A 22,519-nucleotide genomic window follows, 5' to 3' on the forward strand; every position below is an offset into this window, starting at 1 on the left:
TGAGTACCGCACCCGCCGCATCCTCAGCTTGGTGTAGGGATCCTACTTGAACTGGTCCTTCAGGCGGGAGAAAAGGCCGCCGCGGTGCTTGACCTGCGAACCTTCGGTGAGGGATTCACCGCGCAGGGCGGCGAACTGGCGCAGCAGTTCACGCTGCTCTTCGGTCATGTCGGTGGGGGTGACCACCTGGATACGCACCAGCAGGTCGCCGCGACGCTCGGTGCCGAGCACGGTTGCACCCAGGCCGTTGAGGGTGATTACGTCACCGCTCTGAGTGCCTGCGGGGATCGCAACTTCCTGGTCGCCATCGAAGGTATTCAGCGGGATGGTGGTGCCCAGTGCCGCCGCGACCATGGGGATATTCACGGTGGTGACCAGGTTGTCGCCCTCGCGGCTGAAGTACTTGTCGCGCTTGACGTTCAGGTCAATGTACAGGTCGCCGTTGGGGCCACCGTACAGGCCTGCCTCGCCCTTGCCGCGCAGGCGGATACGCGCCTGGTCGTGCACGCCGGCGGGAACGTTGAAGGTCAGCGGCACGTCTTCACGTACGCGGCCCTGACCGTGGCATTCAGGGCAGGGGGTCTTGATGACGGTGCCGTAGCCGTGGCAGTCGGGGCATTCGACCTGCTGCATGACGGTACCGAGGATGGACTGCACGCGGCGCTGCATGAAACCGTGACCAGAGCAGGTGGTGCAGGTTTCGGGCTGGGTGCCCTCTGCGGTGCCTTCACCGTTACAGGACTTGCAGGTCACGGCGGAGCGACGCTCAATGGTCTTCTCAACACCAAACACGGCGTCCTGCAGGCTGATGGAGACCGTAATCAGGTCGTCCTGGCCCTGACGCATGCGGGATGCGGGGCCGCGGGCACCCGCCGCGCCGCCGGTGAACATGTTCAGTAGGTCCTCGAAACCGCCGAAGCCGCTGAATCCGCCGCCCGGGTAGCCGCCGCCTCCGGGGTAGCCTGCGCGACCCTGTTCGTCGCCGGTGGTGTCGTAGTTGCGGCGCTTTTCAGGGTCGGAGAGCACCTCGTAGGCGAGGGTGACGCGCTTGAATTCTTCGGCTGCGTCCTCGGAGGGGTTCACGTCGGGGTGCAGCTGGCGTGCCTTCTTTCGGTACGCCTTCTTGATCTCTTCGGGGCTGGCGTCTTTCGATACGCCGAGAGTATCGTAGTGGCTCATGCGTTTCCTTCCTCTCGAGACGATGGCGGTGCTCGATGAGTGCACCGCCAACAATGGTCGTATCAATTCTAGGGGATACTACCCCCGACCCGATACAATGGCTAGGCTGAATGGGGGTCGCTCCCGCTATCCGCTTAATCTGCGGCGCGCGTGCCCCTGAAATCGGTTCCGTAGTCCTACCGTATCTGTGCCCCTACCGCCTGCGAAGATTGCCCCGAAGGAGAATACGTTGAGTACCCACCACTCCCCCTACGGCTGGGGTGCCCAGGATCTAAACGCCGCCCGCATGAGCCGCCAGGCGCCGCCTCCGCGTAAGGTGCCGCTGCAGCGCGGCCTGCTGATTGAGGATATTAACGGCTGGGTGGGTGAGGTCGTGAAGGCTGAACGCATCGGCGGTGCCCTCTTCTTCGGGCTGGAGGACGCGAAGGGCCGCGTGAAGAATTTTCCGCTGGGTCCGGGCTACCTGATTGAGGGTGAGCCTGTTGAGATTGTCGCCCCGGTGGCGGCGAAGGAGCCGAAGCGCACGATTTCTCGTTCCGGTTCTATTGCGGTGAAGAACGCCCCCGCTCGGGTGGCGCGCGCCTCCCGCATCTGGGTTGAGGGTCTGCACGACGCCGAGCTGGTCGAGAAGGTCTGGGGTCACGATCTGCGCGTTGAGGGTATTGTCGTGGAACCGCTGCACGGCGTGGATGACCTTGCCGGTGCGATTCGTGAGTTCGCGCCGGGCCCTGGCCGCCGCCTGGGTATTCTGGTCGACCACCTCATTGAGGGAACGAAGGAGCAGCGCATCGTTGCGGAGGCGCTTGCCGTGCCGGGTGCCGCCGGGCACGTGAAGATTGTGGGCCACCCGTTCATCGATATTTGGCAGGCGGTCAAGCCGTCGGTGCTGGGTTTGAAGGCGTGGCCGCAGGTACCGCGCGGCGAGGACTTCAAGAAAGGCACGCTACGCCGCCTGGGCCAGCCGCACGAAACGCAGGCAGACGTGGCGCAGGCGTGGAAGCACATCCTCTCCCGCGTTGACTCCTACGCAGACCTGGATCCGACCCTGCTCGGCCCGGTCGAATCGCTCATTGACTTTCTGACCGAGCCGGGCGCCTAACCGCACCCGAAACCCGCTATTGCGCCCCCGTCTGCGAGCGCAGGTGTGAATTTGCTCAGAACCCTTCCCTCGAGGGCATTATCCTGTGGGTTTTGTCCCCTAAAGCGGTACAATAGTTGAGCGTGTGGCATTGCCCCTGTGGGTTTTGCCGCAACATCACTACACTCTTAGGTCACCACCGCTCAAACGATTTGCCTCTTCGGAGGGTATATCCACCGGCTTAGGTGATCACCACAAGAAACTTCTATCGAACCAGGATTTTCGTGACTAACGATGTTCGCCCGGCAACCGGGCCTCAGAAAACCCGTAAGATTAGCGTGATTCAGGACCGCAACCGTGCGACTCTCGCGCATTTCGGCGGCATTCTCGGCATCATCCCTTCCGCTGCGGTTTTCTACGTCAGCCGCAATAACGCGCCCTTCGCGGAGCAGGAAGCTCGCGAGGCAATGAACTTCACCCTCCTGCCCTCCATTGCTCTGGTGGCGCTGTGGGTTGTGTCGTTCCTGCCCGGCATGGGCAACATTGCCATGGTTCTGGGTGCGCTCGTGTGGCTGTTCATGGCTATTGCGTCGCTGCGCGCTGGCATTGAGGTGAACCGCGGTGAGCCGTACAGCTACCGCATTAACCCGCGCCTGCTGGACCGCTTCTACTCCACCGAGAACGCAGAATCCGCAGAGTCCTAAGAATTGACGGTCCTAAACCGCGCTGTCTCAGAACCGCGCTGATAGCTTTTACGTTTGAACGCCCCGCACACAACGTGCGGGGCGTTCTACGTTTAAGTGGGGCTTCTTTACCCTGTGCGCGTGAATTACTGCAAACTCTACCGAATGGTGCTGTAGATAATCGTTGTTAAACGATCGTGGGCCCCTGTTACCAGGAGCCCACAACCGTATTCACTCAACTTCAGCAAAGACGAGAACACGCTGTTAGACATATACCGTCCTGCCATGACCTATTATGGCACAGCGTAACCTTCAACCACAACTTGAAATTGGGTGTTTTGGAAAATTTTTTCTCGGGAAAGTAATCGAAAAATACGCACTCTAAAAGTGGCATGAAGGAGTGGAAAATTCTTTCGGCTAGTCCAGCACAAATGCGAACAATTAGCACACCGGTGTAAGGTGTGATGCTCCCCCAAAGTCCCTCCAAATAGCCCCAAAAAATTTTTTTAAAAGTTTTTTGAGACCCGCAAAAACACCCCGAAATCACCGAAATATTACGGCAATACCGGGGTGCACGCCATTCGCAGGCAGCGTTAGAGAAAAGCATCAAGTGGAGCTGCGACAGACCAGAACCGGAACGCCGCCCCGATTGAAAAGCCCCTTGTCAGGCCAATGCTTCTTAGTGCTCCTCGTGCTCTTCCGAGACCTCCGGGAGCAGCTCGCGGGTGACCGCATCGCCCAGCAGGCGGCCCTTGAGGGTCAGGCACACGTGAGCTTCAGGGTCAGGTTCAGCTTGAGAATTCAAAGCATCAGGCTCAATCAAAGCTTGAGAAACCAGCCAGCGCAGGGAGGCGCCCAGCTGCGCCTCATCGTGCACGGCGAGCAGCTCGCGCATCGCCAAGCCCTCACGCACACGGATCATGAGCATAATCGTCTCAAAAGCACGAGTGGCGGTGTCCAGCACCTCACGTGCCGCCGCCGGGGACTCCCCCGCACGCACCTTCTGCGCGTACGGCACCGGGTGCTTCACGTTCCACCAGCGGGTACCGTTCACGTGCGAGTGCGCGCCGGGGCCGATGCCCCACCAGTCCTGGTTGCGCCAGTAGGCGAGGTTGTGGTCACTGCGGGTGTCCTCGCTACGCGAGTAGTTGGAGACCTCATACCAGTTGTATCCGGCTTCGGTGAGTAGCTCCTCGGCGAGCAGGTACATGTCCGCCATGAGGTCTTCGTCGGGCATGGTGTATTCGCCGCGGCGGATCTGTGCGGCGAGCTTGGTGCCGTCCTCTACAATGAGCGAGTACGCGGAAATGTGGTCGGGTTCGTATGAGATTGCGGCGCGAACACTGCGCTCCCACTGGTGCAGGCTCTCCCCCGGCGAACCGTAAATCAGGTCCACGGACACCTGCAGGCCGACCTCCTTAGCCCAGGCGACGACCTTCGGTACGTTCGACGGCGTGTGGGTGCGGTCGAGTACCTGTAGCACCTCGGGGACGACGGACTGCATGCCGAAGGAGACGCGGGTGAAGCCGCCGTCCTTGAGGGTCTGCAGGTCTTCGCGGGTGACGGAGTCGGGGTTCGCTTCGGTGGTGACTTCTGCCCCTTCGACGAGGCCGAATACGTCGATGGCTGCCTGTAGGATGCGTACGAGGTCGCGGGCGGGCAGTTTGGTGGGGGTGCCGCCTCCGAAGAAGACGGTGTACATGGGGCGTTTTGCGATGCCGGATGCTTCGAGGGTGCGGGCGGCGAAGAGGATTTCTGCGATAGCGTCGTCGGCGTAGGTGCCGAGGCCGATGCCGTCGCCGAAGTCTTCGGTGGCGTAGGTGTTGAAGTCGCAGTAGCCGCAGCGTACGGAGCAGAAGGGGATGTGTACGTAGAGGCTGAAGTCGCGGGTTTCGCATCCTGCCGCGCTGGTGGCGGGGATGCGCCCGTCGCGGGGTGCGGGGTCGCCGGTGGGTTGGGCGGGCATTCTGCCTCCTGGAACTAGGTGTAGAGGTCGGGGGGATCAAATATGGGCACCGCGCATGCGGCTACGCGGGTAGTATCAGCAGGCGGATGGCATCAACGGACGGGTAGTATCAACAGACAGCGTGCAGAGAACCCGGCGGTACACGAGGCACCAGCCGGGTTCTCCACAATCAACAGGTCAGCACACAGCCGGAAAAGCTACAGCAGCGAAAGGCTACTTCTTCTTTTCCTTCTCCTCGCTCGAAGACAGCGCCGCGATGAAGGCCTCCTGCGGGACTTCCACACGACCGACCATCTTCATGCGCTTCTTGCCTTCCTTCTGCTTCTCCAGCAGCTTACGCTTACGCGAAATATCGCCACCGTAACACTTGGACAGAACGTCCTTACGCATCGCGCGGATATTCTCGCGGGCAATAATACGCGAACCGATAGCCGCCTGAATCGGCACCTCAAACTGCTGGCGAGGAATCAGCTCACGCAGCTTAGAAGTCATCATCAGGCCGTACGAGTACGCCTTATCGCGGTGAGTAATAGCGCTGAACGCATCCACCTTCTCACCCTGCAGCAGGATGTCGACCTTCACCAGGTCTGCCTCTTCCTCGCCGTCGAACTTCCAGTCCAGCGACGCGTAACCGCGGGTGCGGGACTTCAGCTGATCGAAGAAGTCGAACACGATCTCTGCCAGGGGCAGGCGGTAACGCATCTCCACACGATCCTCGGAGAGGTAATCCATGCCGCCAATCTGGCCGCGGCGAGCCTGGCACAGCTCCATAATCGCGCCAATGTACTCGCTCGGGGCAATAATCGTACACGCCACCATGGGCTCGCGAATCGTCGCGACCTTACCCTCGGGGAATTCACTCGGGTTGGTCACGCGCTTAGCGTTGCCAGCCTCGTCCACCACGTCGTAAATAACGTTCGGCGCGGTCGAAATCAGGTCCAGGTTGAACTCGCGTTCCAGGCGCTCACGCACAATCTCAAGGTGCAGCAGACCCAGGAAGCCACAGCGGAAACCGAAGCCCAGAGCGGCAGAAGTCTCCGGCTCGTAAATCAGTGCGGCATCGTTAAGCTTCAGCTTATCCAGCGCGTCACGCAGCGCCGGGTAGTCCGAACCGTCAATCGGGAACAGGCCGGAGAACACCATCGGCTTGGGGTCCTCGTAACCGCCCAGGGACTCCTCGGCGGGCTTGGCGGCGGAGGTGACGGTATCACCCACACGGGACTGACGGACGTCCTTCACGCCGGTGATGAGGTAACCCACCTCGCCCACGCCCAGGCCCTTCGAGGGCACAGGCTCAGGGGAAATCACGCCGATTTCGAGCAGGTCGTGCTCAGCGCCGGTGGACATCATCTTAATCTTCTGGCGCGGCTGCAGGCTACCGTCCACAACACGCACGTAGGTGACCACACCGCGGTAGGAGTCGTACACCGAGTCAAAAATCATGGCACGCGCCGGGGCGGATGCGTCACCCTGCGGGGCGGGAATCGCCTCCACAATACGGTCCAGCAGAGCCTCAACACCCTCACCGGTCTTACCCGATACGCGCAGAACCTCGTCCGGCTCGCAACCAATCAGGTTTGCCAGCTCCTCAGCGTACTTATCGGGTTGAGCCGCGGGCAGGTCAATCTTGTTCAGCACCGGGATGATGGTCAGGTCATTCTCCATCGCCAGGTACAGGTTCGCCAGGGTCTGAGCCTCAATGCCCTGGGCGGCGTCCACGAGCAGAAGCGCACCCTCACACGCGGCCAGGGAGCGGGACACCTCGTAGGTGAAGTCCACGTGGCCGGGGGTGTCAATCATGTTCAGCGCGTAGGAGGTGCCGTCAACATCCCAGGGCATGCGCACAGCCTGAGACTTAATGGTGATGCCGCGTTCACGCTCAATGTCCATGCGGTCCAGGTACTGCGCCTTCATATCGCGCGGGGCAACCACGCCGGTGGCCTGCAGCATACGGTCTGCGAGGGTGGACTTACCGTGGTCAATGTGGGCGATAATGCAGAAGTTGCGAATAATCGCGGGGTCGGTCGCCGCCGGAACGGGCGGGTTCTTCGACATGGGTGCCAATCACATCATCCTTTCGAGATGCTGGCTGCGGGTATGGGCATAGTTACCTATCATTTTCCCATACCCGCGCCATATGTGCGAACGGACCTAGCGTTCCGAAGAATCCTCCCCGGAATCCACACCACCATCTGCAGGGTTTTCACCCTCGGATGCGCCACTGAGGGAATCCAGGTAGCCCTCAATATCCTCAGCAATCACCTCGCCGGAGACAGTGCGCAGAGTCGAATCCATCTTCTGCTCAATCTCACGCACCAGCTCAACCTTCTCGTAGTCCTTCGCCATTTCTTCGGCGAGCTCCGCCTCCCACTCATCAGCGTGGGTGCGCAGGCGGTCGTACTCCTCCGACTCGACCTTGATACCGAGGATGACCTCCAGCGCCTCGATGAGGCTCACGACCGCGCGCGGGTTCTGCTGGTCAAAGCTCAGATACCCCGGGATGCTCATACGCAGCATGACCGAGGAAGACAGGCCGTGCTCGGCGGCGAGCGCAGACATTGCCATCGTCACCGAGGTAGAACCGGTGAAGTACTCGTGCAGAATACCGGGGATTGCCGCCAGCTTCTCGTCGTAAGTGGTCAGCGTGTACGGGTACGGGCGGGTGTGCGCCACCTGATCCTCAAAGGTCTCAACGAAGATTGCGTGGTCCACGTGGAGCTTCTTCACGTACTTGAAGAAGCGGGTCATGAACCGCTGCAGGCACAGACTGGGTGCGGGGCCGGTCACCACGAGCAGGCGCAGGCGGCGCTCCGGGATGGTGACCATGTTGTAGAACATCTTGGGCCACACCAGAACCGTGGATTCGGAGTCGTCGCTGTTCTGCAGCTGCGGGGCGACGGAAGCATAGTCGTAGAAGTCGTCCATGTCGAAGCCGGGGCTCTCATCGCACGGGTCGAACGCGCGGTGAATCACGTCGAGGGCGTCCTCACCGTTGCCCGGGGGTTCTTTCACGGAGTTGAAACCGACCAGCATGACGGTCGTGTAGTTGTCCTCCTCGGAGGATTCGCCCAGGCCTAGCTTGCCGAGCAGGCCCTTCTTCGCGGGCTGTTCTGTGGAGGCAGGCTTGGCGAAAGCGTCAAAGAGTCGGGCGGGAGGGAAGTTCGGCTGGCTCATCGTTGTCCTTAGCTCGTGGTCGGTGGTTGTGTGGTGGGTGGTGTTGTAAAAAATATGTTCTATATTCGGTTATGCCGCCCAAAACCCCGGACGGAAAGGGAAACTATGTTAGAAAGGCAGAAGCGCCAAATCGTATGGAGTGCCAGCATAAACATCCGGCAACTCACCATTAGCTACCTTCTCACGATACAAGCTGGTTACTTCGCTATATTTGAAGGGGAATTCCTTAGCTTCGTTCCTACGCTTAATCTCTGCCAGACCCCACTCATATTCGGCACCGGGGCGTGCCACCGGAGCATTGAAAAAACGCCCTCTCAACTCAGCACGCATCCACCCCTCCGGAGTATTTACATCAAACAGGGGCTTCGTAAAATCGAACGGAGCACGCCAATACTCAGGGTCTTCACGATAATCGTAAGCTTCTTCTGCGATCTCGCTACTCATGGGAAACCTCCTGATAATATGCAAAAATATGTACCCACATCGGCGCTATGTGCAACGCCGCTTAGGGCGCTCTGATAGGCGCGGGTAGTGTGTGGTACCGCCGATAGTTCCCACTATACGGGCTTCCACGCGACCCGCAAGTGGTTTGGTCACCGGGCGGGCGCCTCCCCGAATCTGGGTGTAAAAATTCAGTAACGAGTCACCAGATGCGAACACATCACTCACCCGCAGTTGCGTTTAGGCTTTCGCCTATTACCCTGTGTCCTGTCATGGTGTGTCCCCGTAACAGGGTAGGGCGGGTTAAGATAGCTGGTATGGATTCACAAGGTATAGGAAATCTTTTTGCTGGTGTATCAGCACTTGGGGCTATCGTTTCGGCAATTTTAGCCTATATTACGTGGCGTCAAGCCCTTGGCTCTAAGGAGGCCAAGGCAAAGGCAGATGAGGCCCACAAAGCAGCTCTAGACATGCGTGATGCGGCTAAGCGTTCTGCAAAGGCTGCAGAAGAACAGGCTAACCAGGCTGAACTGGCGCGTAAAGCGGCAGAGGAACGATCCCGGCAAGCGGAGGAATTACTCGAGCAGATGTCAGATATTGCATCCAGCCTATGGCGGCCTGAGCTTGAACTGACGCATGAAGGAGCTAATTGGTTTAAGCTACGTAATGTCACTAATGCCCCTATCAAGATTCTTAAAGTAGCGAACGCCAACAGGTTTAAAATGTGCCATTGCCCAAGTATTCCTGGTGTATTGAGGTCCGGCGAGGAGGTCAGAGTCACACTGAGCCATATGGCTAACGTTACCAACCTGGAGCTTCAAATTGATGGGCGGGATGACATCGTCTACGTCCCGATTCGTTATTCGAATCAGTAGGTCAAATGCATCATTACTCTGTCCTTATCAGCATAAGGTCAAAACCGGTAATGGTCCTCCTGAAAAACCCCTTTACTTTAGTTGTGCCTCACGATAACTAGGCATAGTTCGAAGAACATCGTCTGTGCATAAATTGGTCACAATTTACTCACAACTTTATAACGGGTAAACACCCACAATAAACGATTCGGGCAAAAAGAGACCCCCTGCGTTCCCCTTAGAGGAGGGGGAACGCAGGGGGTCTCTGCCCTTAAACCAGAGAGGTACTTAGGTACCCCGCAAGTTTTAGAAAGCCTTGTTTACCAGCGCAGCAAGACCGGACTTCTTGTTTGCAGCGGTCTTCTTGTGCAGAACACCCTTGGAAACAGCCTTGTCCAGCTTACGGTTCACAAAACGCAGAGCCTCAACAGCAGCTTCCTGGTTCTGTGCCTCAACAGCAGCCTTGACCTTGCGGGTCGCGGTCTTCAGCTCGGACTTTACAATGTTGTTGCGCAGGCGAGCCTTCTCGTTGGTGAGGATACGCTTCTTCTGAGACTTAATGTTAGCCACAATTAAACTTTCTGTTTTGTCTTATTGGTCGGTGAGGGCGACGCTGGCCGATCATCGACTGAGCGGCGTGGGGATGCCTATGGCAACCGGCCAGCAGTGCCCGATGACCATCGGACACTCAACCACACATAATACCAGATGAACAGCCTCCACGACAGACCCTCGCGGAGAGAAAAATACTGTGAAAACCACTACACGCAGCCTCCACATCCGGCGCAGACGATTGGCGCCGGTCGCCGGTGAAACTACCGGCGCAGGACGTTAGCCGTTACGGCGAGTCCACGCACGCTCAATCAGGCGGAACGTATCCTCCGGCATAATCGCACCCTCACGGCGCATCGAATCCGGGCGAACACGAATCACACGGTTCAGCTTCACCTCAGAAGCGCGGCCCTGCGGATCCCACGGACCCGAACCAATATCAAGGTAGTTCGGGTCAGCGTGCTCACGGTTATTGTGATCCTTGCTGGTCATCATGAGCGCCAGCAGGTACTCACCGTCACGACCCACCAGAAGCACCGGGCGATCCTTACCCTGCGAGTGGTCCTCCTCGAAGGGAACCCACGTCCACACGATTTCACCCGGGTCAGCGTCGCCATCCAGGGAGGGCGAGTACTCAAAGTTGATCATGTCGCGGTAATCGCCCGGGTAATCCGAACCGTCGGATGCGACGGTCGAAGCCGGTGCGGAAGGCTTAGGTGCTGAGGAAGACTTCGGGGCGCTCGGCTTAGGCGCCGAAGAGCCGGAGGTACGAGCCTCACGCTGACGAGATTCATCCTTGCGGGATTCACTCTTCTGGGAGGACTCGGAGCCGCCCTTAGACGCAGTAGCGTCGTTGAGGGCATCCTCTGCCGCCTTCTGCAGGAAGGGCAGCAGGGCAAAGAAAATTTTCTTCAGAATTTCGAGCATGGGCTCTATTATGCACTACAGGCGCGGAGGTAGAGCAATCGCCAAAACAGCCTGCTCCACCGCATACACGGCGTCCTGCGACTCGCCCTTCAGCTGGGCGTCAGCATCAGCCAGAAGCTGCACAATATGCGCCAACTGGGCGCCGGTAAAACGGCGCCCGTCACGCTGAGCCTGCTCAACCTGCCACGGCGCCATACCCACCTCACGCGCCAGCTCGTTAGCGCTCATGCGCACGTGGTGCACGCGCGCAATATTGCGGATGCGCATGGCGAGCGCACCCAACATCGGAATCGGCTCCGTGCCGGTGGCAAGGGAATGGCGGAGCAGACGCAGAGCCTCCGGGGCGTTACCGGAAATCGCGGCGTCACTGACGCGGAATGCGGTGACTTCGGTGCGGCCGCCGTAGTAGCGGTTCACCGCCTCCTCGGTGATTTCGCCGGGTACGTCTGAGAGCAGCTGCTGGCATGCGGCGGCAAGCTCCGCAGTGTCGGAGGCGGAGGCAGTCAGCAACGCCAGAGCGCCACCGGTAATGGGGCGCTGAGCGGCGGCAAATTCTCCCGCCAAGAACTCGCTCTTCTCACGGTCGGTCTTGAGCGCCTTGCAGTTAATGAGCACGAACTGGGAGCGCACCAGGTCGATGAGCTTCTTGCCGCGGTTACCGCCCGAGTGGTTCAGAATGAGCATGATGTCCGGCTCGGGGGCGTTCAGGTAGGCGAGCGTATCGGTCAAAAACTCGTCGCTCATGGAGGCTACGTTCTCAACCTCAATGATCTTCGCCGAACCGAACAGGGAGGGCGAAGCGTGCAGGATCAGCTCCCCCGCCGTGTAGGTGGCGGCGTTAATCTGAACGCGGTCCACCTCCGGGTGGATGCTGCGGAACAACTCACGCAGGCGCGCCGCAGCGCGGGAGGCGAAGTACTCCTCCGGGCCGTAGAGCATGACGGCGGGTGCCGGGGTGACGGTACGCCACGCGGTGTCGAGGGCGGGGCCGCCTCGGCGGGCGTAGCCTCGGGAACCACCACGCTGGGTTGAACGCTTACGCTCGGACACGCTTATCACTCGCCTTTATCTGCAGGGTACGGGCTGAACTCGGCCCCGCTGCGCACGGGGGTGCTGCGCGGGTAGAGTCTTGAGTATCCATCATAGCGTTTTCTTCTCAGATGCCTCCTAGCGTTGGTTAGGGTTAGTTGGTCAGGGTCAGTCGGTCAGAGGTAGATGCTTGCGGTTAGATACCCAGGGTTAGTCGGTCAGGAACGGGCGGGCTGATTGGGGCGCTGATGGGAGGGCGCGGTGTGCGGTACCACCCGCAAATACTGCCGGTGTGTGACCGCGCGGTAGCGGCGCGCATCCACCCACCACAGGGCAACGCTCAACGCCAGCACGCAGAGGGCGCTACACACCACCGCCGGGACACTCGAACCTGGCTCCCAGGGGTTACCCGGCGCGTGCGCGGCAGTGTGTGCCGCCCACTCGATGCCCTGCGAGGCAAGGCCACCGGCACGCAGGCACAGATCCGCCGCAGTGGGCAGACCCAGGAGCATGAATCCGAGCGCCGCCAGCCCGGCGAGCATACTCAGCGGCGCCAAAGGAGCCGCAATCAGGTTCGCCGGAACCGAGTAGAGCGGCACCTTACCGCTCATCGCCAAAATCAGCGGGGTGCACCACAGGGACGCCACAATCGGCGTGGCGAGCATTTCCGCGCAGAACACCGGCATGACGCGCATGAGCAGACGAATCAGCGGCGGGCCCAGCAGAATCAGCGCGGAGGTTGCCGTCACCGACAGGGCGAACCCCATATCCACGGCGAGGTGCGGGGCGGCAAGCAGACACATCAGCACCGTGGTTTGAAGCGCCGCCAAAGACTGGCGACCCGAACCGCGCAGCATCGCGTAAGCACCGAGCAGACCCATGGCGAGGGAACGAATCACGGAACCCTCAGAGTCCAGCAGCATGGCGTAGGCGAGCACCGCCGTAACCCCGCACAGCACCATGACGCGGTGCGGAATGGCGAGGGTGCTCAGCCGGTGCACGAGCGGCGGCAGGGCGTGAGCGTTTGGCGGGGTAGGTTGATGGGGCTGGACGGGGCGGCGAGAATGAGCCGCGCTTATCCCCCGCAGCCGCTGCCTCCACGAGCGGAACAGCAGGTACGCGCTGGCGAAGCGGTACGGGCGAATAGCCAACACCAGCCGGTACGCACCCAAAAACACAATGGCAATATTCGCCCCGGACACCGCCGTAATATGGCTGAGCCCGCTGAGCTTATAGTCCTCCCGCGCGGTGGAACTCATCAGCGAATCATCCCCGTAGGCGGTACCCAAAACCAGTGCCGCCGACTCCGTGCCGAGGGTGTCCAGGGCGCGGGTGCGCAGCTGCTCCTTGAGCGTGGACAGATACGGCTCCTCCGCCGTCTGGTCGGTAGCGTTCGATCCGGCACCGGAGGCGGGCGCAGGAAAAATAGTTGCGCCGCTCAGCTTCGCCGTGGAACCGTTGAATTCCACCGTACCGAGGGCGGTCACCTTCATACCCGGATAAATTGCCTGCGAGCGCGCGGTACCGCTCCCCTGGTGCTTAGCCGCCGAACGTGCCTCCAGACGCTGCGCGGCGCTCTTCGCCGAACCGTCACGCCGGTACACGCGCACCCGCTCATTCACCAGCGCACGCACGCTCCGCCCCTGAATTTCCTCCAGCTTAATAACCACCAGAGTAGTGCGCGAATCCACGCGGCGAACCTGCTCCACCGTGCCATTCAGACGAAGCGAAGCACCCTGCGCCTGCTGTAGCGTGGCGCGGGATACATCCACCCCCGTAGCGCACAAAAGCACCGCCTGAACCGTGACAATACACGCCAGGAAAACCAGCTGACCGGTCGTGCGAAACAGCAGGCTGTAGGGCATCACCGCACGCGGCGGAAAGAACAGCAGAATCGCCAGGCACCCCAGCAAGGCAATAAGCACGCACGCCAGCGGATGCACCACCCGCCACGTGCCCACGGTCAGCGCCGCCGCGGTAAAAGCCCACAGCGCCAGCACCGTGAAACTCAGGCGAAGGTCCAGGTGAATGAGGCTTCCCTGGGCGCGCAGTTCCTGCTCATCACGGCGGGTACGCCACCGTTCAGCGCCGATGCTCCAGCGGTAGCGGGCACGGTCATACGCCGCAGCCGCGGACCGGGTGAGGCGCCGGGTGAGGCGCGAGGAGCCGGGAAAGAGCTCCCGCTCCCCTAGTTGCCCCGTGGGCTTGCGCGGTGCGCTGAGTTTTTGAGGTGTACTGAGTTTTTGCAGTGCGGCGGGCTTTCGCGAAGATACCCGCTTGCCCCGCGAAGGGCGCCCCTGCGGTGCAGGATCCCGGCGGTTCCACGCAAGCATTAGACCGTCACCAGCGGGCGCAGGTTCTCCAGCATGGATGGGCCGATACCGGGCACCGCATCCAGCTCATCCACGCTGCGGAAGCCGCCGTGCGCCTCACGCCAGGCAATAATGCGCTGAGCCATCGCCGGGCCAATACGCGGCAAGCTCTGCAATTCCTCGGCGGTGGCGGTGTTAATGTTCACCGGGGTTGAGCCCTTCTGCGCGCTTCCCGAAGCGGTCAGCGTGCGTGCAGGCTGAGGGGCATTATTCTGAGCCGCGCCACTCTGCGCGGTATTACCCTGACCCACATTTGCCGTGCCACCGTTGGGCTGAATCTGTGCCGGGGCAGCCGTTTCACCGCGATGCGGCACATAAATCTGCACCCCGTCACTGAGCGCACCGGCAAGGTTCACGCGGTCCAGGTCAGCATCCGCGGCGGCACCGGAGGCAGCGGCAATCGCATCCACGGCGCGGCCCTGCGCGGGCAGGGTGTACACGCCGGGGTTGTTTACGGCACCCGCCACGTGCACCCGCACGGTAGCCTCACCGGAGGCACCACCCTGCGCAGATTCACTCGGGTTAGCGCTCGGCTGGGCAGTGGATTGGGCACCGGGGCTCTGCTGGGCACCCACCGCCTGCACCGACTCGGCGGGAGCACTCGGAGAGGCAAGCTGCTCGGCACGCGGCGCCGCCGAAAACTGGGTCGCACCCCACACCACGGCAACCAACGCCAGCACCGCCACCAGAAGCAGCACGCGCGGCGACAAACCCCAACGGGTACTGCGGGTGGTGCCGGGCTGATCAGCCTGCTCCCACTCCGCCCAGTCGTCCACCTCATTCCAGTCGGGCTGCTGATCCCAATCAGACCAGCCGTTCGACTCCGGGTGGGATGCCGCGGGCTGACTGGTAGGTGCGGGCTGGTTAGCCTTGGGCTGAGAAGTTTCAGACTGCGAAACTTCAGGCTGCGCAAAATCAACGTCTGAGGACTCGCCCTGCGGCGCCTCAGCATCTTCGGGCGTTACCTCAGCGGCGATAGCCAGCGGCACGGTGTCCTCGGCATCCGGCGCACCGTTCTTGCGGGCGCGCGGGCTGCGGTAGAGGCTGTTCATCAGGGAGCGGGCGCTACGCTGCGCGCCGCTCTGCTGGGATACGTTGTCTTGCACAGCACCGTTGTCCTGTTCAGGGCTCAGGCTCTGCAGGTGGTTCTGCTCGTGGTTGGGGGTCATGCTCGTCATACCCCTACCCTAGGCTCACGCGCGCGAACGCACGAGCGCAAACAAAGAACCTGTGGATAACTCCCCTCTCGCAACGAGAAAGGAGCCATCCACAGGCTCATTTTTGAAAAATATGCGGTTTTTGTTTAAAAACGGCGGGGTCGGGGTTGTCATAAAACCGTCACAAACACCTCAGCCACACGCGCAGACACATGCCTAGCCACACGGGCAGTCAGCCCCGCGCAAGACCAGAATCTAGCCCTTGCCTAGTCCTCACGCGGCAGCTCAGTACCCGGAACGCCCAGCTCCGAAGCACGCTTATCAGCCATCACCAACAGACGGCGAATACGGCCCGCAATCGCGTCCTTCGTCATCGGCGGATCAGCCAGACGACCCAACTCATCCAGCGAAGCGTGCTTATGCAGCACACGCAGCTCACCGGCATAACGCAGGTGATCCGGCGCCTCATGACCCAGAATCTGCAGGGCACGCTCCACGCGGGCGCTCGCCGCAACAGCCGCCTGCGCGCTACGGCGCAGGTTCGCGTCATCAAAATTCGCCAGACGGTTCGCGGTCGCACGAACCTCCTTGCGGGTGCGCGCCTCACGCCACGTGGTCAGGGTGCCGGTCGCGCCCATGCGCTCCAGCAGCTGCGAAATCGTCTCGCCGTCACGGACCACCACGCGGTCGGTACCGCGCACCTCGCGCGCCTTCGCGATAATGTCCAGGCGACGAGCCGCACCCACCAGCGCGAGCGCCGCCTCCGGGCCGGGGCAGGTAATCTCCAGCGAGGAGGAACGACCCGGCTCAGTCAGCGAACCGTGCGCCAGGAACGCACCGCGCATGACCGCTTCGGCATCCTGCAGGGAACCGTTCACCACGGCCGGCGGCAGGCCACGCACCGGGCGGCCGCGCAAATCCAGCAGACCGGTCTGGCGAGCCAGCGCCTCACCGCCGTGATCCACGCGCACGATGTACCTGCCGCCTCGACGCAGACCACCACCGCTGACGCTGGTCAGCTCGGAGTCGTGGCCGTAAATCTCCGCGATGGTGCGGCGCATGCGGTGGGCGGTTGCCTCGTGGTCGACCTCAGACTCCACCACGATTCGCCCCGAGACAATGTGCAGACCTCCGGTAAAACGCAGAATCGTAGAGATTTCTGCCTTACGTGCAGAGACTTTCGTTGCCTCGTAGTTGGCAAGTTCGTCCTTGACGAGCGTGGTTAATGCCATGAACAGGTCCTTCTGGGCGTAGTGTCTAAGAGTCTATAAATTCGGGGAAATGCGGGAGAGGCGCGCGCAACAACCGGACTCACACCGCAGATACGCGGTGAAGCAAGCCGGTGAGGATTGAGCGTTAGGATGCGCCAGCCGAAGCGCTATGCGCTCAGCTCAAACGCTTCGTTATACGCGGCCGCAAGCTTCAGCGGGTCGTGCACATTCGGCTGAGCGGACGAACGCAGATGCGCCCACACAACCTTCGCGCCCATTGCGGAAGCCTCACGCTCCAGCTCGGAACGGTGATCAGCCTGCATGTCAGCGTCAGCAATCACCGCGTCAAGGTGAAGCTTCGGGGCATACTGGCGCAACAAATCCAAGTGCGTTGCCGGGGTGAAGCCGACCGTCTCCTTATCGTCGGAAAGGTTCATGACCACGCAGCGGCGCGCCTCCGTGCGGATAATCGCCTCACGCTGAGCGTCCAACAGCAGATGCGGCAGAACCGACGTACGCCAAGAACCCGGACCCAAAACAATCCAGTCCGATTCTTCAATAGCGGAGAGCGCCTCCGGGCAGGGGCGAGCATTCTCAGGGGTCAAACCGATATCGTGAACGCGCTCCTCCTTAGAGAGGTTCACCTGGCCGACCACCTTCACGCGCTCAATACCGCCGCCGTTATGCTCACGCAGCACGGTGCCGTAAATGACCATCGGATCCAACGCCATCGGCAGCACGCGGCCGCGCGCATTCAGCAGCGCACCCGCCCAGTCCAGACCCGCAACCGGGTCATCCAGCAGCTGCCAGAGAGTAGCAATCAGCAGGTTACCGAGCGCGTGATAATCCAGCGGGAACTCGCCCTCGTACCCCTCGGGCGCGCTAAAACGATGCTGCATCACATCACGCCACGTGCGACCCCAATCGGTGTCATCACACAGCGCAGAAAGCGCCATACGCAAGTCCCCCGGAGGGAGAATACCCATCTCCTCACGCAAACGACCCGACGAACCGCCATCGTCAGCAACCGTCACAACAGCCGTCAAATCAGGCGTGACGTGGCGAAGCGCAGACAGGGAACCGTACAGCCCGTGGCCACCGCCCATCGCCGTGACCTTCGGCGAACGGTGCGTGGTCTTCAACAGGCGCAACGCCTGAGTCGGCAGAGCCGGCAGGCGCGGAATACCCTGAGTGTCATAACTGGTCGAATGGGTGGACATAGTAATACCTCACATACCCGGAAGGAATGGTATGCCGGCCCCACGGGTGCGGGGCCGGACGGCGGCTAATGAAACACGGCGCGGTGGTTGGGACGCGCCGGGAAAAACTTACTCGCGGCCCTTGTCACGGTGCTGAACATTCACGTTCAGCTCACCGAAAGCAGAGAGACGACGAGCCAGTTCCTCCGTCACAGCCACGGAACGATGCTTACCACCGGTGCAGCCAATTGCGATGGTGGCGTAGTACTTACCCTCACGGCGGTAGCCCTCAAGCACGGGGCGAAGAGCCGCAAGGTAGTTGCTGATGAACTCCTCGGTGCCGGCGTGCTCCAGCACGTAATCACGCACCGGGGCGTCCTGACCGGTCAGGGGGCGCAGCTCCGGAACCCAGTGCGGGTTCGGGATGAAACGCATATCAGCCATGTAGTTGGCGTCCGAAGGTGCACCGTACTTGAAGCCAAAGCTCATCACGGTCAGGTTCAGCTTCTTATCCGCACCCTCAGCGAACATTTCACGCACGGTACGAGCCAGCTCGTGAACGTTCATGCCGGTGGTGTCAATGGTGCGGTCAGAAGCGAGGCGCAGGCCCTCAAAGAGAGTGCGCTCAGCGCGGATGCCGTCGAGGACGCGACCCTCACCCTGCAGCGGGTGCGGGCGGCGCTGAGCCTCGTAGCGGGCAATGATGGTCTCGTCCTTGGCGTCAAGGAAGAGCATGGAGAAGTCAATATCGGACTTGCGCAGAGTCTCAATCGCTGCGGGCAGATCGGAGAACAGGGCGCGGGCGCGAACGTCAATACCGAGCGCCACCTTCGGCACTCGTGCACCGTCGCGGGTCACCAGTTCAGCCAGGGAACCGAGCATCTGCGGCGGGATGTTGTCGATAACGTACCAGCCCTCATCCTCCAGCACATTTGCGACAGTGCTGCGGCCTGCACCAGAAATACCGGTAATGACCAGAATCTGAGGACGCTCCTCACTCTGGGCGGGCTGTACCGTGGCGGGCTTGCTCTGATTCTCGGGCATGGTGCTTCTTCCCCTTCGACGCGAAATACTCTCTATGCCATGATACAAGACCTTTATCTGACGGTTCAGGGGTACGGTCAGAAATTTCACCACTATGACAGAAATAAAAACCGCTCTCCCGGCGGAAGCCGGAGAGAAAGAAAGCGGGGTCACATATCCCTGCGGATAATCCTCTCCAAGGGGTCTACAGAAGGAGGCGGGCGGCAGGGTCACGCAGGGTACAGCAAAGCCCGCACGGCACCTCCCAGGAGGTACCGCACGGGCTTTGAAGATACGTAAGCGAGCGCGCACCAGCTGAGTAGCTACGCGGACGCGCTAGGACTCTCGCGCCAGGATTCTTAGGCAGAAAGCTCAGGCAGGAAAGCCGCCACATGCTCCAGCAGGCGCACCGACAGCTCCTTCTTCGAACCGGAGAACACCGGCGCCTCATCAACCAGAGTCGACAGCAGCGTAATCGTGTTATCGTCCGTGCCGAAACCACGATTCACACCCACCGTATTGACCGCCAAGAAATCCGTGCCCTTACGCTGCAGCTTCTCACGGCCCAGCTCCAGCGGGGTCTTCTCCGCCGAGCCGGTCTCCGCCGCAAAACCAACAATGAGCTTCGGACCGAGGGTGTTCTCCCCCGCCTCACGAGCCTGCTGGCGGCGAACCACAACCTCACGCAGGATATCCGGGTTACGCACTAGCTGAATCACCGGCGCGTCCTCAGAATCGGCGCTCTTCTTAATCTTGAACTCGGCAAACTCGGCAGGCCTAAAATCAGCCACCGCCGCGGACATAATCAGCACATCCGCCGCCGCGCTCGCCTCCAGGGTCGCCTCACGCAGCTCCAGGGCGCTCACCACGCGGGTCACCTGCACGCCCTCCGGCACCGGAACCTCAAGGTTCGCACCAATCAGGTGCACGGTCGCACCCAAGTCACGTGCCGCCTCCGCGAGCGCCACACCCTGCTTGCCGGTCGAACGGTTGCCGAGGAAACGGACCGGGTCCAGCGCCTCACGGGTGCCGCCAGCGGTAATGACCACGAGGCGACCTGCCAGAGGACCACGCAGCGATTCGGATGCGCCAGTTGCCTGGCTATGTTCACCCTGACCAGGCTCAGACTTGCCCGAATCAACCTGCTCCAGCAATGCCGAAGTCAGCGTCGCCGCACGTGCCGCCGCCATACGCTCCTGCTCCGTACCCGTGTACAGGGGCTCAGTCGGCGCGTAACCGGGCGTGTACACCGGGTGCACCTGCCCCTTCGGGAAGCGCGCAATCACATCCAGCGCCACCGCGAAAATATCCTCCGGCTCAGGCATGCGACCCGGACCAGAATCCGGGCCCGTCAAACGCCCAATCGCAGGCTCAATCACGTGATAACCCCACGAACGCAGCGTCTGCACATTCGCCTGAGTCGCCGGATGCTCCCACATCTGGGTGTGCATCGCCGGCGCCAAAATCACCGGGGCGTGCGTCGTCAACACCGTAGAGGACAGCAAATCATCCGCACGACCAGCCGCCAAACGAGCCAGCAAATCAGCGGTCGCCGGGGCAACCACCACAGCGTCAGCCTGCTCGGCCTGACGCACGTGGTTCACCTCCGGTACACGGTCAAACACGTCCGTTGAGACGGGGTTGCCGCTCAGCGCCTCCAGAGTAGGAACACCCACGAACTTCGTCGCGTTCGGGGTGGGCATGGCGATCACCTCGTCGCCATTCTTCGCAAAAAGACGAAGGAGCATCGCCGCCTTATACGCAGCAATGCCCCCTCCAATACCAACGATAATGCGCATGGTACGTCAAAGAATCCTTGTAAAAAGCAGATTACTCAGCGGACTCGTCGAGGATAACCTCTTCGATAGCAATAACCTCTTCGCTACCTGCGGGGATGTACTCCTCCTCGATAGCGCCAGAGAACTCAGCCGCGCTGAAATCAATCACAGCGGACAGATCCTCGGGAATCGGGTAGCCGTCCTCGTCGAACTTTGCGTCCGGGCGGTGCTCCGCCACAACACGGTCAGCAATGATTTCACGCATTGCCACTGACAGGGACTTCTCGTTCGACTCAGCGTCAACCAGCGGGCCAACGTGCGCAGCAGTATTGTCCTGCAGGTTAGCGTAGTACGCGTTAATCTGGCGTGCACGGCGGGCACCGAAAATCACCAGGCCGTACTTGGACTCCGCCTTCTCAATCAGCGCGTCAGCGCTGGGGCTCACGATGCCCTCGGGAGCGACACCGTCAACGAAGTTGTAGTCCTCGTGTTCCTTGATTTCGTTTGCCACTAAAAACTCCAAATAGCTTGATGGAATGTACGTACCGAACGCCCCCGCACACCGTTCGCGCTATGGCGCAAACCGGGCACACTGAGGGCACGGTCAAAACTAAAGAACTATTCTACCCTCTCAACGGCTAAAACGCACGTACCAGCCTGGACAAAAGCTGTCAGCACAGCCAAAAAGGTGGGGGCCCGAAGAAAACTCTTCGAAACCCCCACCTTTCACAACGCCTCACGGCAGAACTACAGGTCGGAAGAAACTCTAACCCCACCGCAAACGCAAAGCATGCAGATTAGGCGGCGCCAATCAGCTCAGCAATCTCCTTCGCTGCACGCTCAACAGAGTCGTTGACGACCGTGACGTCAAATTCCTTCTCAGCAGCCAACTCAACCTTCGCGGTTTCAAGGCGACGAGCTTGCTCCTGCTCACTCTCGGTACCTCGACCCACCAGACGCGACACCAGCTCATCCCAGCTCGGAGGAGCCAAGAAAATCAGGCGAGCATCAGGCATGGTCTCGCGAATCTGGCGAGCACCCTGCAGGTCAATCTCAAGGATCACCGGGCGGCCAGCATCCAGAGCCTCCTGGACCTTAGCGCGCGGAGTACCGTACTTGTTCTTACCGTGTACCACAGCGTACTCAAGCATCTGACCGTCAGCAATCATCTGGTCAAACTCTTCCATCGAAACGAAATAGTAGTGAGTACCGTCAACCTCACCGGGGCGAGAATCACGAGTGGTAGCGGAAACAGAGAACCACACGTTCGGGTAGTTCTCACGAATGTACTGGCACACCGTACCCTTGCCAACAGCAGTGGGGCCAGCCAGTACGGTGAGAGTCGGCTGAGACATAGCTTCCTTACTGCGCCTTCATCGGCTGAAGGCACGAGGTATTAGGACTGAGAAGACTCGGAAGACTGACCAGCAGTCTTACGACGTGCACGGTTCAAATACCGCGAATTACGGTTGAAGTACTCCACCATCTTGCGACGCTGGTGTACACCAAGGCCGCCAAGGCGGCGAGTCGGTGCAATATGAAGTTCTTCAATGATGCGTTCAGCTCGAACGGCACCAATGCCCGGAAGTGCGCGCAGCATCTGCCCCACCGGCATTTTAGCCAGTGCAGGGTCGGAATCGACCATATCGAGCACCTGACGCACGGAAAGTTCGCGTTCACTCAGTGCACGCTTAATTTCCTGGCGGTGTGCTCGGGCAAGTACTGCCTTCTCGCGGGCGGAGGCGCGCGCATCCTCAGTTAGCGGAGTCAGCGGCATGGTTGGGTCCCCCATTTCTGCGAGTTATAGAATTTTACTTATCAACTAATGTAACACGGATAGCGCAAGAACCCTCGTTCCACCCGCGGCACTCACCCTCGCACCAACAATGCGTCTAC

Annotated in this window: 20 protein-coding genes; 3 read left to right on the forward strand and 17 right to left on the reverse strand. The window is 60.8% G+C overall.

Features of this window, described 5'->3' with window-relative positions; translation table 11 throughout:
* Positions 1-42: 42 nt before the first annotated feature.
* On the reverse strand, positions 43-1,179 hold the full coding sequence (dnaJ, locus tag HMPREF2682_RS01850; RefSeq protein WP_049349589.1) for a molecular chaperone DnaJ: 1,137 nt from the start codon (positions 1,177-1,179) through the stop codon (positions 43-45).
* 229 nt (positions 1,180-1,408) lie between these two features.
* Between dnaJ and HMPREF2682_RS01855 the strand changes: the two genes are divergently transcribed.
* Together HMPREF2682_RS01855 and HMPREF2682_RS01860 are read left to right on the forward strand one after the other, a co-directional pair.
* On the forward strand, positions 1,409-2,278 hold the full coding sequence (locus tag HMPREF2682_RS01855) for a DUF3097 domain-containing protein (protein ID WP_049353068.1): 870 nt from the start codon (positions 1,409-1,411) through the stop codon (positions 2,276-2,278).
* A gap of 263 nt (positions 2,279-2,541) precedes the next feature.
* Positions 2,542-2,961 (forward strand): DUF4870 domain-containing protein, encoded by a 420-nt coding sequence (locus tag HMPREF2682_RS01860; RefSeq protein ID WP_044150421.1) that lies wholly within the window; start codon positions 2,542-2,544, stop codon positions 2,959-2,961.
* 658 nt (positions 2,962-3,619) lie between these two features.
* On the opposite strand, the gene hemW is transcribed toward HMPREF2682_RS01860, so the two are convergent.
* The 4 genes from hemW to HMPREF2682_RS01880 all read right to left on the reverse strand — a co-directional run bounded on the left by hemW (position 3,620) and on the right by HMPREF2682_RS01880 (position 8,524).
* The gene (gene hemW, locus HMPREF2682_RS01865; RefSeq protein WP_070830853.1) at positions 3,620-4,906 is read right to left on the reverse strand and encodes a radical SAM family heme chaperone HemW; all 1,287 of its coding nucleotides are present in this window, start codon (positions 4,904-4,906) and stop codon (positions 3,620-3,622) included.
* Between the two features lie 213 nt (positions 4,907-5,119).
* A complete protein-coding gene (lepA, locus tag HMPREF2682_RS01870; RefSeq protein WP_371440900.1) occupies positions 5,120-6,961 on the reverse strand; it encodes a translation elongation factor 4 in 1,842 nt (613 codons plus the stop codon).
* Between the two features lie 96 nt (positions 6,962-7,057).
* A complete protein-coding gene (locus HMPREF2682_RS01875; RefSeq protein WP_070830856.1) occupies positions 7,058-8,080 on the reverse strand; it encodes a PAC2 family protein in 1,023 nt (340 codons plus the stop codon).
* 108 nt (positions 8,081-8,188) lie between these two features.
* A complete protein-coding gene (locus HMPREF2682_RS01880) occupies positions 8,189-8,524 on the reverse strand; it encodes a hypothetical protein (protein ID WP_070830859.1) in 336 nt (111 codons plus the stop codon).
* Positions 8,525-8,838: 314 nt separating this feature from the next.
* Here HMPREF2682_RS01880 and HMPREF2682_RS01885 point away from each other — a divergent pair, with 314 nt between their 5' ends.
* A complete protein-coding gene (locus HMPREF2682_RS01885) occupies positions 8,839-9,396 on the forward strand; it encodes a hypothetical protein (RefSeq protein ID WP_070830863.1) in 558 nt (185 codons plus the stop codon).
* Positions 9,397-9,681: 285 nt separating this feature from the next.
* Here the strand turns inward: HMPREF2682_RS01885 and rpsT are convergent, their stop codons facing one another.
* The 12 genes from rpsT to mihF form a co-directional block, all read right to left on the reverse strand.
* Complete coding sequence (gene rpsT / locus HMPREF2682_RS01890; RefSeq protein WP_005505969.1) at positions 9,682-9,945, reverse strand: 30S ribosomal protein S20; 264 nt, start codon at positions 9,943-9,945, stop codon at positions 9,682-9,684.
* Positions 9,946-10,206: 261 nt separating this feature from the next.
* Positions 10,207-10,854 (reverse strand): type II toxin-antitoxin system PemK/MazF family toxin, encoded by a 648-nt coding sequence (locus tag HMPREF2682_RS01895; RefSeq protein ID WP_070830866.1) that lies wholly within the window; start codon positions 10,852-10,854, stop codon positions 10,207-10,209.
* Positions 10,855-10,869: 15 nt separating this feature from the next.
* On the reverse strand, positions 10,870-11,904 hold the full coding sequence (gene holA, locus HMPREF2682_RS01900) for a DNA polymerase III subunit delta (RefSeq protein ID WP_070830869.1): 1,035 nt from the start codon (positions 11,902-11,904) through the stop codon (positions 10,870-10,872).
* 197 nt (positions 11,905-12,101) lie between these two features.
* Positions 12,102-14,216, reverse strand: a complete 2,115-nt coding sequence (locus HMPREF2682_RS01905; protein ID WP_246827235.1) for a ComEC/Rec2 family competence protein — start codon at positions 14,214-14,216, stop codon at positions 12,102-12,104.
* The gene (locus tag HMPREF2682_RS01910; RefSeq protein WP_070830872.1) at positions 14,216-15,433 is read right to left on the reverse strand and encodes a ComEA family DNA-binding protein; all 1,218 of its coding nucleotides are present in this window, start codon (positions 15,431-15,433) and stop codon (positions 14,216-14,218) included. Before HMPREF2682_RS01910 ends, HMPREF2682_RS01905 begins: the two co-directional genes overlap by 1 nt.
* 245 nt (positions 15,434-15,678) lie before the next feature.
* The gene (whiA, locus tag HMPREF2682_RS01915; RefSeq protein WP_005505961.1) at positions 15,679-16,644 is read right to left on the reverse strand and encodes a DNA-binding protein WhiA; all 966 of its coding nucleotides are present in this window, start codon (positions 16,642-16,644) and stop codon (positions 15,679-15,681) included.
* Between the two features lie 146 nt (positions 16,645-16,790).
* Positions 16,791-17,843 (reverse strand): gluconeogenesis factor YvcK family protein, encoded by a 1,053-nt coding sequence (yvcK, locus tag HMPREF2682_RS01920; RefSeq protein ID WP_070690807.1) that lies wholly within the window; start codon positions 17,841-17,843, stop codon positions 16,791-16,793.
* 108 nt (positions 17,844-17,951) lie between these two features.
* Positions 17,952-18,866: an RNase adapter RapZ gene (gene rapZ / locus HMPREF2682_RS01925; protein ID WP_049362661.1), complete on the reverse strand. Its 915-nt coding sequence runs from the start codon at positions 18,864-18,866 to the stop codon at positions 17,952-17,954.
* A 338-nt stretch (positions 18,867-19,204) separates the two neighbouring features.
* A complete protein-coding gene (locus tag HMPREF2682_RS01930) occupies positions 19,205-20,644 on the reverse strand; it encodes a bifunctional phosphopantothenoylcysteine decarboxylase/phosphopantothenate synthase (RefSeq protein ID WP_070830875.1) in 1,440 nt (479 codons plus the stop codon).
* 31 nt (positions 20,645-20,675) lie between these two features.
* Positions 20,676-21,134 carry a DNA-directed RNA polymerase subunit omega gene (gene rpoZ / locus HMPREF2682_RS01935; RefSeq protein ID WP_044150418.1) on the reverse strand — a complete coding sequence of 153 codons (459 nt, stop codon included), beginning with the start codon at positions 21,132-21,134 and terminating at the stop codon, positions 20,676-20,678.
* A gap of 286 nt (positions 21,135-21,420) precedes the next feature.
* Positions 21,421-21,978, reverse strand: coding sequence for a guanylate kinase (gmk, locus tag HMPREF2682_RS01940; RefSeq protein WP_070830878.1), 558 nt, complete (start codon positions 21,976-21,978; stop codon positions 21,421-21,423).
* Between the two features lie 41 nt (positions 21,979-22,019).
* The gene (gene mihF, locus HMPREF2682_RS01945) at positions 22,020-22,400 is read right to left on the reverse strand and encodes an integration host factor, actinobacterial type (RefSeq protein WP_005508715.1); all 381 of its coding nucleotides are present in this window, start codon (positions 22,398-22,400) and stop codon (positions 22,020-22,022) included.
* Positions 22,401-22,519 lie beyond the last annotated feature (119 nt).

The sequence above is a fragment of the Rothia sp. HMSC061D12 genome, assembly GCF_001836735.1.
Classification (GTDB): Bacteria; Actinomycetota; Actinomycetes; order Actinomycetales; family Micrococcaceae; genus Rothia.